The sequence below is a fragment of the Novosphingobium hassiacum genome (assembly GCF_014196055.1).
Classification (GTDB): Bacteria; Pseudomonadota; Alphaproteobacteria; order Sphingomonadales; family Sphingomonadaceae; genus Novosphingobium; species Novosphingobium hassiacum.
In genome coordinates this window covers 1-11938 of sequence record NZ_JACICY010000016.1, presented here as the reverse complement: position 1 = coordinate 11938, position 11938 = coordinate 1, and the positions used below count along the sequence as shown (strand labels likewise).

Below are 11938 nucleotides of genomic sequence, written 5' to 3'. Positions count from 1 at the left end.
ACAGGCTGTCGTTTGGGATGATCTCTTGCAGATAATCGCAGGGGAATTTGTGCCAAGGGCGTTCAAAAAGGGTTGCAATTTTGGGTCTCTGGCCTGTCGATTGAAAGTCTGCAAGACACTGGTCGCTACCATGGTCACATCTCGTGCCCTCTGCGTAGGTGGGGGAGACGGATCGAATTGAGCATCGCCCGACCCAGATCACCCGGGCTCTGCCGGCGGCGGAGTGAACAATAATCGAAGGTAAATCTGCCCATGCGCGTCCTCGTTACCGGAGCCGCCGGCTTCATCGGCTACTCCCTGATCACCCGCCTGCTCGCGCGGGGCGACGAGGTCATCGGCGTCGACATCGTCAACCCGTATTACGACCCCGCACTCAAGGAAGCTCGCCTCTCGCGCTTGGTCGAACAGGGCAAGGGCCAGTTCACCTTCCTGCGCACCGATTTCGCCGATTACCCTGCTCTCACTGCCGCGCTCGAAGGCAAGCAGTTCGAACGTATCGTGCATCTGGGCGCGCAGGCAGGCGTGCGCTACTCGATCGAAAATCCGCACGCCTACGTCCAGTCGAACCTCGTCGGCCACCTCAACCTGCTCGAAGTCGCGCGCCATCGCGGGGCAGAGCACATGGTCTACGCCTCATCCTCATCGGTCTATGGCGGCAACACCAAGATGCCGTTCTCGGTCGACGATCGCGTCGATCACCCGATGTCGCTCTATGCCGCCACCAAGAAGGCGGACGAGCTGATGAGCGAGACGTATGCCCACCTCTATCGCCTGCCGCTGACCGGCTTGCGCTTCTTCACCGTCTACGGTCCGTGGGGCCGCCCGGACATGATGATGTGGCTGTTCACCAAGGCGATCCTCGCGGGCGAGCCGATCCAGGTGTTCAACCACGGCGACATGTACCGCGATTTCACCTATATCGACGATATCGTCTCAGGCGTCATGGCCTGCCTCGACAACCCGCCGCCCGATGATGGCGCGGTGAAAGCCGGCGGCAGCGAAAAGCCCCACCGCCTCTACAACATCGGCAACCACAAATCCGAACACCTGATGAAGGTCATCGGCATTCTGGAGTCCGAACTCGGCCGCAAGGCAGAGATGAACCTGATGCCGATGCAACCGGGTGACGTCCGCCAGTCCTTCGCCGATATCGACGCGATCTCAAGCGATCTGGGCTACAAACCGACGACGAGCATCGACGTCGGCATCCCCAACTTCGTCAGATGGTACACGAAGCATTACGGTGGCCGCCGATGGCAGAATTAGATGCATCGAACTTGAAGGGCATTCAGCAAAGCGAACACTTACCCGGAACTGTGCGGGCTTAGGTTGAACCAATAAATCACCGTGTTGAAAAGTCCTCCTCAGGGGGTAACCATTGGGGGTTAACTGCACGCATCGAGTCAGTGATAAGCACGTAGATCATCCGCTTAGATGTGTCCTAATGTTCCCTCCTGTGCTACCGATTTCGGTGTAGATATGCTCGCAAGAATTTATTGGGCAGCGGAAGGGGCATGACCTCCACCTGCTTGCAAAAAAGTGCGTAAAATCAAACCATCAAAACGCGGTTTTGGATCCCACCCGCGGTGCCAAACTGACTTTTCCCTTTTAAAGGCGGCTTGGCGAATAGGGCTGCAGATGCCGGAAAGTCCGCAGAGTTTAACTAAGGCGACGTGTCCGCCGTCAGCACCAATGGCACAGATTTGAGGTTGTGATTTAAGGAGGATTTGGGCTTCGTCGCAGTGACGAAGGAACGAAGATGAAGCCCAAATCCTCCTATTCAAAATCGCCGTCGAAGGCCCCTGCGGAGCAGGTGGTGAAGGATATCCGGTGGCAGACCCGGCGGCACTTCTCTGCCGAGGACAAGATCCGCATCGTGCTCGAAGGCCTTCGCGGGGATGACAGCATTGCCGAGCTGTGCCGCAAGGAAGGCATCGCCCAGAGCCTGTACTACACCTGGTCGAAGGAGTTCATGGAATGGAGCCGCAGCCGATGATCCGGGGGATCATTGGACCGGCGACATGGCATGCGCCGCCTGGCGGGCGACACTGCCCGTGCCGCGACCACCGGCGAGGTGCAGGATCTGCGCCGCGAAGCCCGTGCCCTGAAAGAATGCGTGGCCGACCTGACGATCGAAAACCGCTGGCTGAAAAAAAGCATGATCGCGGATGGGGGTGACGACGAATGAGGTATCCCGCCTCCGAAAAGCTCGAGATCATCCGGATCGTCGAGCAGTCGCACCTGCCCGCCAAGCACACGTTGGACAAGCTCGGCATCGCCCGCCGGACGTTCTACCGCTGGTATGATCGCTACCTTGAAGGCGGGCCGGAGGCGCTGGCGGATCGTCCATCGGCGCCGAGCCGAGTGTGGAACCGCATCGGCAACGATATCCAGGACCAGATCGTGGAACTGGCGCTGGAGGAGACCGATCTGAGCCCTCGCGAACTGGCGGTGCGCTTCACCGACGAGAAGCGCTACTTCGTGTCAGAATCCACGGTTTACCGCCTGCTGAAGGCTCATGATCTGATCACCAGCCCGGCCTATGTCGTGATCAAGGCCGCCGATCAGTTCCACACCAAGACCACCCGGCCGAATGAGATGTGGCAGACCGATTTTACTTACTTCAAGATTATCGGATGGGGCTGGATGTACCTGTCGACCGTGCTCGACGACTTCTCACGCTACATCATCGCCTGGAAGCTGTGCACCAACATGCGAGCCGAGGACGTGACTGACACGCTGGACCTCGCCCTCAAGGCCTCGGGCTGCGACAGTGCCACGGTACTGCACAAGCCCAGACTGCTCAGCGATAACAGTCCCAGCTATATCGCCGGCGAACTGGCGGAATACATCGAGGCCCGGAAGATGAGCCATGTCCGCGGTGCCCCGATGCACCCCCAAACCCAAGGCAAGATCGAACGCTGGCACCAGACCCTGAAGAACCGCATCCTGCTGGAGAACTACTTCCTGCCCGGCGACCTCGAAGCTCAGATCGAGGCGTTCGTCGAGCACTACAACCATCACCGTTACCACGAGAGCCTGAACAACGTGACGCCAGCAGACGTCTACTTCGGCAGGGCACCAGCCATCATCAAACAGCGCGAAAGGATCAAGCGACAGACCATCGAGTATCGGCGCTTGCAGCACCGCAAGCTCGCCGCCTAACATCAACCCCCAGACGAGGCCCGCACTCCGCTAATTTACGCCGCGATCTGTGCCGAACGTTCTGACGACGGACACACATGGCTCTCGACACGCTCCCCTTAAGGGAGTAAAATCGTCGCTAAGTGCTTGAGAAGTATGGTGCCGGCTAGAGGATTCGAACCCCTGGCCCCCTGATTACAAACTGCCGTTTGCAGCCTTTCCAATGCTGCGCCAGTGTAGCCAAAACTACGACCAAGGTCTTGAAACGGTTGGAATAAATCCTCCGTGGATTACCTTTCGCTACGCCACGGTTTTCCCGCAAATGATTACGTGGCGATTACGTGGAACCTTGGAAACATGGCAAACCAGTCGATCACAATTCGTACCATTGAGGCAGCAAAACCACGCTCTGACCGCGATGTCTATACCTGGGATAGCAGCCTTAAAGGGTTCGGGCTCAGGGTCACCCCTAAGGGCATCAAATCCTATGTTTTGCAATACCGGACCAACGGCGGCCCCGCGCGGCGTACGACCATCGGCATTCACGGTAGCCCATGGACGACGCAGACGGCGCGCAAGGAAGCCGAGCGCCTGCTCATGCTCGTGCGGCAGGGAGTGGATCCGGTTGAGCAAGCCCGCGCCGCGCGACGCCGGGAGAAAGTGCTCAACTTCTCTGCCTATTGCGACCAATTCGTTGACCTCTACCTGCAATCCAATTGGCCTGACACATGGCCCGAGCAGCAGCGTATTCTTGAAAATGTTCTAAAACCGCGATGGGGTAGGAAGCCGCTGACGGCGCTCAAACGCGCTGACATGGTCAAGCTGATGGACGATTATGCCGATCGTCCCGGCAGCCGCAAGGTTATCCACTCGCTGCTGCGCAAGTTGTTCAATTGGGCTGTCGACCGGGAAGATATCGAGATATCTCCGCTTGCAGGGATGAAGGCCCCCAAAGCCTGTCCGTCGCGCCGACGTGTGCTGGGGCAGGAGGAATTGATCTGTCTTTGGCAAGCCACCGGGCAGGCGTGCTGGCCATGGGGACCATTTGTCCGGCTTCTCCTCCTGACGATGCAGCGGCGAGGGGAGGTGGCTGAAATGGACTGGTCGGAGATCGACCTCGAAGGCAGAACCTGGACGCTGCCCGCCGCGCGCGCGAAAAATGACGAAGCGCATATCGTCCCCCTTACCGATATGGCGGTGGCAGAACTCGAGGCACTTTACCCCAAGGCGCGCGGTTTTGTGTTCAGCACGACCGGCGCCACGGCTGTTTCGGGCTATTCGAGAGCGAAGCGCATTCTCGACGAAAGGATGTTGAAGGTGATGAAGCGCCGCCACAAGGACAAAGGCGGCGATCCCGAAAGCATCAAGATCGACGACTGGCGCCTGCATGACCTTCGCCGAACCGGGGCGACCAACCTGCAGGCGCTTGGCATTCCGATCGAAGTCACCGAGGCCGTTCTCAATCATATCAGCGGAACGCGAGCGGGCATTGCCGGTGTTTACAACCGCTACAAGTATGAACCCCAAAAGCGGGCTGCCTTGGAAGCTTGGGATACGCGGTTGGCGGAACTGCTCGAACGAGGGGTGACATCGACTCCTGGGGGATTGAATGTCGGTAACGAATATGTTACCAATGGCGGTGCGGTATGATTGTCGAGGAGTATGTTCGCGAGGACGGCTCCTGCCCGTTCCGGGGCTGGTTCGATCATCTCGATGTTCAGGCTGCGGCAAAGGTGGCAACTGCCATCGTCCGCATGGAACTCGGTAACCTGTCGAACGTCAAATGGATTGGCGGCGGGCTTGGCGAGTATCGGATCGACTGGGGGCCGGGATATCGGCTCTATGTGACGCAGGACGGGGATCAACTGGTGATCCTCTTCGTAGGTGGGACTAAGAAGAGGCAGCAGTCAGATATCAAGCAGGCGGGGGCTTTGCTCGACGAGTACAAGGGCCGCAAGGTCAAGGCGAAGAAGGCAAGGAGCTAGGCAAGGTGGCGTTGACACGTGATTTCAAGGAAACGGTGAAGGAACGCGCCACGCGTGAGCCTGCCTTTGCCAAGGCCATGCTCGACGAAGCCGCGACGGCTTTCCTAAATGGCGAACCTCACGTCGCCCGCCTGATCCTCCGCGATCTGGTCAATGCCTCGGTCGGGTTCGAGGGTCTCGCCGCTGAAACAAACCGGCCGAGCAAGAGCTTGCACCGCATGCTTTCGGAAAAGGGCAATCCCAGCATGGACAACCTTGCTGCGATTTTCGGCGCAGTGCGCAAACGCCTTGGGGTGGCTTTCGAAGCCCATGCGGTAGAGGCGGCATGATACCCACCCACTCGATTATTTTAATTTCAGATAAGTAGTTGAAATCAATTTGGAAAATTATTTCTGTCCCTGAGGGCGTGGCATTTCACTAAAACGGCCCCGCACGCACTCTGAACCGGCGGCCGTGGATCCACGCGCAGGCGAGACAAGCCGACAAATCCCGCTTTTCCCCAGCAGGAGTAGGTCGGCGACACCGCCTAGTGTCAGCGAGCTGTCTTTTGTTTTGGCAATCTCGCTGGTCGCTCGAGCAACTTGCCGCCTGAGCAGATGAGAGTGAGAGGATGGCGGGTTTCTCCGTGACGGGATGAGGGTCGAGAGAGAGGCTCCCGGCCGCCCGTCATGGAGATCTTCCCATGAATATGCAGGTTCTGGATGCGCGCCGCGACGTCGGCGGCGGATACAAAGTCGATGTTTCCCGCGGGCAGAGGATTGGTCGGGTGTCATCCGAGTGGTTCTCGCGCCCCGACGACGAGCGGTTTCTCTCGCTGGGTGATCTGGCGCGTTCGGTGCGCGGTCGGTCGGAACGCAGCCGGACACGCGTTGTCGAGAGCGCGCTGATCCACGTCGAGGCGAACCGCAACGATCCCGAGCGCTTGGCGCTGATCCTGCCCGGCGCCGATGCGCCGGTTACGCCGACCCACTGGAGCTTCGGCCAGTTGGCGAGCCAGGTTGGTGCGCCTGCGGCCTATCTGCGGCAACTTCCGGCGCCCTTGGCGGCGATCAATCTGCAGTATGGGCTGACTTCGCATCGTGCCGAGCAGATCAAGACGCTCGAGACCGAAGATGGCAATTCCGGGGGCCGCCTGGAACTGCGCGCCGTGACCGGCCCCGACTATGGCCGGATCTACGATCACGAACTCGTCGAGGCGGTACAGAAGATCGCCGGCAATGGAACGGGCGACACACGCTGGAAGGTGCCCGGCGTGCTCGACTGGTCGACCGGCGTCTACAATCCGCGCGTCGATATCACCCGCGACACGACCACGCTCTATGCCTCGGATCGGGACGTGTTCCTCTTCCTGGTCGACGATCTTAACCCGATCGAAGCAGGCCGATTGCCCGACGGGTCGCCAGATCTCTACTTTCGCGGATTCTACTGCTGGAACTCCGAGGTCGGGGCCAAGACGCTGGGCATGGCGAGCTTCTACCTGCGCGCCGTCTGCCAGAACCGGAACCTGTGGGGCGTGGAGGACTTCGAGGAGATCAGCATTCGCCACAGCAAGTATGCGGCGAACCGCTTTGCCCATGAAGCCGCACCGGCTCTGGAGGGTTTCGCGAACTCCTCGCCCCAGCCTTTCATCAACGGCATCAAGGCGGCGCGTGAGCGAATCGTTGCCCGCACCGATGAAGATCGCAGTGAGTTTCTGCGGAGCCGCGGCTTTTCAAAGGCCGAAACCGGCAGGATCATCGAAACGGTGCTTGCCGAAGAAGGCCGTCCCCCTGAATCGATCTTCGACTTCGTGCAAGGCATCACCGCGCTGGCGCGCGACAAGGCGCACCAGGATGCCCGCCTCGATATGGAGGGCAAGGCGAAAAGGCTGCTCGACCGGGTCCACTGAGTCCCGCTCGGTCCCGGACATTTGCTCCAGCGCGGCGCTGCCTTCTCCTAAAGTGAGAGGGCGGCGCTTCGCTTCGTGACGGGTCGAAGCCGAGAGAGAGGCTCCCGGCGGCCCGTCATGGAGAAAACCCATGACCAAGTCCCAAACCAAGTCGCTGCCCAAGCTCGTGCTCAGTTCCTCGCGCGACATCCCCTTTTCCCAGCTTTTGCTGAGCCAGAAGAATGTCCGGCGCGTAAAGGCGGGCCTTTCGATCGAGGATCTGGCTGACGACATCTATCGCCGCACCCTGCTCCAGAGCCTCAACGTCCGCGCGATGGTGGATGTCGACGGCAACGCGACCGGCTTGTTCGAGGTGCCCGCCGGAGGTCGCCGCTTCCGCGCGCTGGAACTGCTGGTGAAGTCGAAGCGGATGGCGAAGGATCAGCCGGTGCCTTGTGTGGTGCGCGAGGCAGGCATCGCCGAGGAGGATTCGCTTGCCGAGAACGTCATGCGCGTCGCCCTTCACCCGCTCGACCAGTTCCGCGCCTTCAGCGCGCTGATCGAGGCGGGTCTGTCGGAGGAAGACATCGCAGCGCGCTTCTTCGTCTCAGGGCAAACCGTCCGGCAGCGGCTGCGGCTTGCCGCGGTCTCACCCACCCTGCTCGAGGTCTATGGCGAGGATGGCATGTCGCTCGAGCAACTCATGGCCTTCTCGGTCACCGACAACCATGCGCGTCAGGAACAAGTCTGGGAGCAGGTGGGCCAGGGCCAACACGTTTCCGCTTACCACATCCGCCGCCTGCTGACCGAGGATGCGATTGCCGCAAACGACCGGCGTGTCCGGTTCATCGGGCTCGACGCTTATACCGAGGCTGGCGGTTACGTGATGCGCGACTTGTTCTCGACTGACGAGGATGGCTGGTTGCAGGATCCGGCACTGGTCGAACTGCTCGTGAGCGAGAAACTGTCCGAAGTGGCACAGGAGATCGGCGCCGAAGGCTGGAAATGGGTCGAGGCTGCCGTCGACCTGCCCTTCGGCTGTGAACGCGGCACACGCCGGATCACTGGCACGACCGTTCCGCTGACCGATGAGGAACAGGCGCGGCGCGACTCCCTAGTCGACGAGTGTGATCGCATCGGCGAGGAATATCGCGATGGCTGTGACCTGCCCGCCGATGTCGATGCTCGGCTGACCGAGATCGATGCCGAACTCACGGAGCTGAACTGCCGCCCGCTGGTCTATGATAGGCACGAACAAGCGCGCGCTGGTGTGTTCGTCTCGCTTGCCCACGATGGACGGTTGCGGATCGACCGCGGCTATGTGCGTCCGGAGGACGAGCCCGTTGGCCAGGGCGACGATGGGCAGGTCGATGCAGGCGTGGCCAGTCCCACATCCGGTCCGTCCGTTACCGTTGGCGGTCAGGTTCAGCATGAGCAACCGGCAGAAGATGAGGACGATGTCATCCGTCCGCTCCCCGACCGGCTCGTCTCCGAGCTGACCGCGGTACGGACCGTCGCGCTGCGCGACGCGCTCGCGGGCGACCCGCAATCAGCCTTCATCGCGCTGCTGCATGCACTGTGCCTGTCGGTGTTCCGCACTCATGGGGATCAGGGCTGCGTCCAGATCGGGGTTACTCAGGCCTGGCTCGGCAATGTCGCCCCCGCCTTGCGCGAAAGCGTCTGGAGCGTGTCGATACAGCAACGGCACGATCAGTGGTCTGAGCGGCTGCCCGACGAGTCGGCTGCGCTGTGGGATGCGCTGGTCGCACTGACGCACGAAGAGCAAATGGCACTGCTGGCTCATTGTGTCAGCCAAGGGGTCAATGCGCTGGTCGAACCAGCAAAGGGCTATGATGGCCGAATTTCCGCCCATGGCATCGCCCAGCGGATTGCCGCCGCTGATGCACTGGCGAATGTAGTCGGGCTCGATATGGCCGAAGCGGGCTGGACGCCGACGGTGGACAATTACCTTGGCCGCGTGACCAAGCCCCGGATCATCGAGGCCGTGCGCGAAGCCAAGGGGGATGCCACCGCCGTGCTGATCGAGCACCTGAAGAAGGGCGACATGGCCCGCGAGGCCGAACGGCTGCTCGAAGGCACCGGTTGGCTGCCCGAACCGCTGCGGCTGCCGGTTGTAGAACCGGTAGAAGAGGACTTGGGCGAGCTTCCCGATTTCCTCGCTGGCGATGGCAGTTCCGAAGATGGCGATGCCGAACAACCTGAGGCTGACTACCTCCACGCGATCGCTGCCGAATGACGCTCTCGCGCGGGACGGCTCAAATCGTCCCGCGCCCCATTCCCGACATGTGAAGGAGCCAGCCCATGGCTATTCCCGACTATGCCCGCGCCAATTTTGAAACGCTGATGAAGGCGGCCAGAGCTGGCGATCTCGCGCTGATGGAATGCACCGAAGTTGCCAGCGGCGAGATCCGTTATGTCCTGTGCGCTGTCGGCCGCGACGCTGATGACTTCGTGATGACGCCGTTTGGCCATCTCGCTTCGGGCAACCCTTACGAAGCCTATATCCCTCCCGCCTGATCGCTGGGCCCGACCACTCAATCCTTCAAAATCAAAGGAACAGTCCCATGACCAACTCGCCTTTGGCGGGTGCTTCCCCGCGCCCGCTTGCCGCCGCTTGTCCGCAGCAGACTGCTGCCTCGATCATTGCCGCAGCCCATGACCTGCTCGGCCATCTTGCCGCCGGGCACCGGATCGATGCGCCTGCCCTTCGCACTGCAATGCAATCCGCCTTTGGCGCAAGTGATGCGAGCGGTGGCTGGGACTGGAAGACCGCCTACGAAGCGGTCGAGGTAGCCCAGCTGCTGTTCATGCGTCGATACGGTCCGGCGATTCATGCCAGGACCGCAGATGCGTTCGAACGGCTGAAGCTTGTCGAACGGATTGCCCGGCTCGCCCCGACCCAGACCCGCCGCAGCGAGGAAATGGCGGCGTACCAGCAATTCTCAACCCCGCTGGGCCTCGCATGGGTGGTCGGGTTTGCGGCAGACTTCCACCCGGGCGAGCTTGTGCTCGAGCCATCGGCAGGCACGGGGCTGCTAGCGGTGCAGGCCGAATTGGCCGGATGCAGGCTGGCCTTGAACGAAGTCGCTGAAGTACGCGCAGCGCTGCTTGGCAGCCTGTTCGAAGAATCGCGCGTGTCGATGCATGATGCCGCGCAGATCCATGACCGGCTCGATGCGGACCTGGTGCCAAGTTGCATCGTCATGAACCCGCCGTTCTCGGCCGCGCTTCATGTCGAGACCCGCGTTACCGACGCAGCCTTCCGGCATCTGTCATCGGCGGTCGCGCGGCTTGGCGTTGGCGGGCGGCTTGTTGCGATCACCGGCGCGAACTGCGCGCCCGATCAAAAGGCGTGGCGCGATGGTTTCATCCGGCTGCAGGAAAGGTCGCGCGTCGTGTTCACCGCGACGATCGCTGGCAGCGTGTTTGCACCACACGGCACTGCGGTCGAGACCCGGTTGACGGTGATCGACAAGGTTCCTGCGGACGATCCCAAGCAGTTTCCTGTATCGGCGGGCACGGCTCCCGATCTCGTGACCTTGCTGCGCTGGCTGATCGCCAACTTGCCGCCGCGTCAATCCATCACGGCACCGGCAATCCAACCGCTGGTTGCCAGCCGCAAATCCACTGCTGTCAGAACGGTAGTTGCAAAGCCGCGATTGGTTCCAGCTCCAGCGCATGAGCCGTCAGGGGTGCCGCTTGATTACGAGGTGATCGACTGGCAGTCGCCCAGCGACGGCCAGCTCTCCGACACGCTCTATGAGCCCTATACGCTGCAATCGATCCGCGTTGCCGGTGCCCAGCCGCATCCGACCCGCCTCGTGCAGTCGGCGGCAATGTCCTCGGTTGCGCCGCCCAAGCCGAGCTACCGCCCGCATTTGCCTGATGGCCTCGTCGAACAGGGATTGCTGTCCGATGCCCAGCTGGAATCGGTGATCTATGCGGGGGAGGCCCATGCCGACCATCTCGCTGGCAGCTGGTCTGTCGATGCGTCGTGGGATAAGGTCGAAGCTGCGCCCGACGATTGCAATACTGCCGTCCGGTTCCGCAAGGGCTGGTTCCTTGGCGACGGCACAGGCGCGGGCAAGGGTCGGCAGGTTGCGGGCATTTTGCTCGACAACTGGCTGAAGGGCCGCAGGCGGGCGGTCTGGATATCCAAGTCCGATAAGCTGCTGGAAGATGCCCAGCGCGACTGGAAGGCCTTGGGCCAGGAGCCTCTACTCGTTACTCCGCTCGCCCGCTTCCGCCAGGGCACACCGATCCGGCTCGAGCAGGGCATCCTTTTTACGACCTATGCCACCCTACGCTCCGACGCGCGCGAGAACCGGGTTTCAAGGGTGCAACAGATCGTCGATTGGCTGGGGACCGATTTTGACGGGGTCATTGTCTTCGACGAGAGCCATGCCATGCAGAATGCCGGTGGCGGCAAATCAGACCGGGGCGATTGCGCTCCCTCTCAGCAGGGGCGTGCCGGGCTTCGCCTGCAACATGCGCTGCCCGATGCCCGGATCCTCTACGTCTCCGCGACCGGGGCAACCACCGTCGAGAACCTTGCCTATGCCCAGCGGCTCGGGTTGTGGGGCGGCGCGGACTTCCCGTTCGACAAACGCACCGATTTTGTCGCGGCCATCGAAGCGGGCGGGGTCGCAGCGATGGAGGTGCTGGCGCGCGACCTCAAGGCCCTGGGCCTCTATGCCGCCCGTTCGCTCTCCTACGAAGGCGTCGAATATGAATTGCTCGAACACCAACTGACCTCTGAACAGATACGCATCTACGATGCCTATGCCGGGGCCTTTGCCATCTTATGCGCAGCTGCGCATAAGATTGCTTATCGCGAGGTGGCGATAATGCGAAGGAACGCGGCGTAGGCGCGCAATTTCCGTAAGGCGTGGCGATGTTGCTGCGCATTATTTTGGCTGCG

The 11938-nt window shown here is 61.3% G+C and carries 7 protein-coding genes and 2 pseudogenes; all 9 read left to right on the top strand.

Translation table 11 applies throughout. From position 1 onward, the window contains the following. Positions 1 to 252: 252 nt before the first annotated feature. Positions 253 to 1266 (top strand): GDP-mannose 4,6-dehydratase, encoded by a 1014-nt coding sequence (locus tag GGQ88_RS18890; protein WP_183615028.1) that lies wholly within the window; start codon positions 253 to 255, stop codon positions 1264 to 1266. Positions 1267 to 1759: 493 nt separating this feature from the next. Beyond that, a pseudogene (locus tag GGQ88_RS18885) lies at positions 1760 to 3165 on the top strand (IS3 family transposase). A gap of 336 nt (positions 3166 to 3501) precedes the next feature. Then, positions 3502 to 4794, top strand: coding sequence for a tyrosine-type recombinase/integrase (locus tag GGQ88_RS18880; protein ID WP_183615027.1), 1293 nt, complete (start codon positions 3502 to 3504; stop codon positions 4792 to 4794). Then, positions 4791 to 5129: a type II toxin-antitoxin system RelE/ParE family toxin gene (locus GGQ88_RS18875; RefSeq protein WP_183615026.1), complete on the top strand. Its 339-nt coding sequence runs from the start codon at positions 4791 to 4793 to the stop codon at positions 5127 to 5129. The genes GGQ88_RS18880 and GGQ88_RS18875 overlap by 4 nt, the downstream gene beginning before the upstream one ends. A 5-nt stretch (positions 5130 to 5134) precedes the next feature. Further along, positions 5135 to 5458, top strand: a complete 324-nt coding sequence (locus GGQ88_RS18870; protein WP_183615025.1) for a transcriptional regulator — start codon at positions 5135 to 5137, stop codon at positions 5456 to 5458. Positions 5459 to 5811: 353 nt separating this feature from the next. Then, positions 5812 to 7017 (top strand): DUF932 domain-containing protein, encoded by a 1206-nt coding sequence (locus GGQ88_RS18865; RefSeq protein WP_183615024.1) that lies wholly within the window; start codon positions 5812 to 5814, stop codon positions 7015 to 7017. A 130-nt stretch (positions 7018 to 7147) separates the two neighbouring features. Next, a complete protein-coding gene (locus GGQ88_RS18860) occupies positions 7148 to 9253 on the top strand; it encodes a ParB/RepB/Spo0J family partition protein (RefSeq protein WP_183615023.1) in 2106 nt (701 codons plus the stop codon). A gap of 65 nt (positions 9254 to 9318) precedes the next feature. Then, positions 9319 to 9534 carry a DUF6117 family protein gene (locus GGQ88_RS18855; RefSeq protein WP_183615022.1) on the top strand — a complete coding sequence of 72 codons (216 nt, stop codon included), beginning with the start codon at positions 9319 to 9321 and terminating at the stop codon, positions 9532 to 9534. A 47-nt stretch (positions 9535 to 9581) separates the two neighbouring features. Then, positions 9582 to 11822 (top strand): annotated as a pseudogene (locus GGQ88_RS18850) (strawberry notch-like NTP hydrolase domain-containing protein); the annotation flags it as partial. Between the last annotated feature and the right edge of the window lie 116 nt (positions 11823 to 11938).

Coding starts and splice junctions, on each gene's coding strand:
- GGQ88_RS18890 (WP_183615028.1), top strand. CDS start 253: ATGCGCGTCCTCGTTACCGGAGCCGCCGGCTTCATCGGCTACTCCCTG.
- GGQ88_RS18880 (WP_183615027.1), top strand. CDS start 3,502: ATGGCAAACCAGTCGATCACAATTCGTACCATTGAGGCAGCAAAACCA.
- GGQ88_RS18875 (WP_183615026.1), top strand. CDS start 4,791: ATGATTGTCGAGGAGTATGTTCGCGAGGACGGCTCCTGCCCGTTCCGG.
- GGQ88_RS18865 (WP_183615024.1), top strand. CDS start 5,812: ATGAATATGCAGGTTCTGGATGCGCGCCGCGACGTCGGCGGCGGATAC.
- GGQ88_RS18860 (WP_183615023.1), top strand. CDS start 7,148: ATGACCAAGTCCCAAACCAAGTCGCTGCCCAAGCTCGTGCTCAGTTCC.
- GGQ88_RS18855 (WP_183615022.1), top strand. CDS start 9,319: ATGGCTATTCCCGACTATGCCCGCGCCAATTTTGAAACGCTGATGAAG.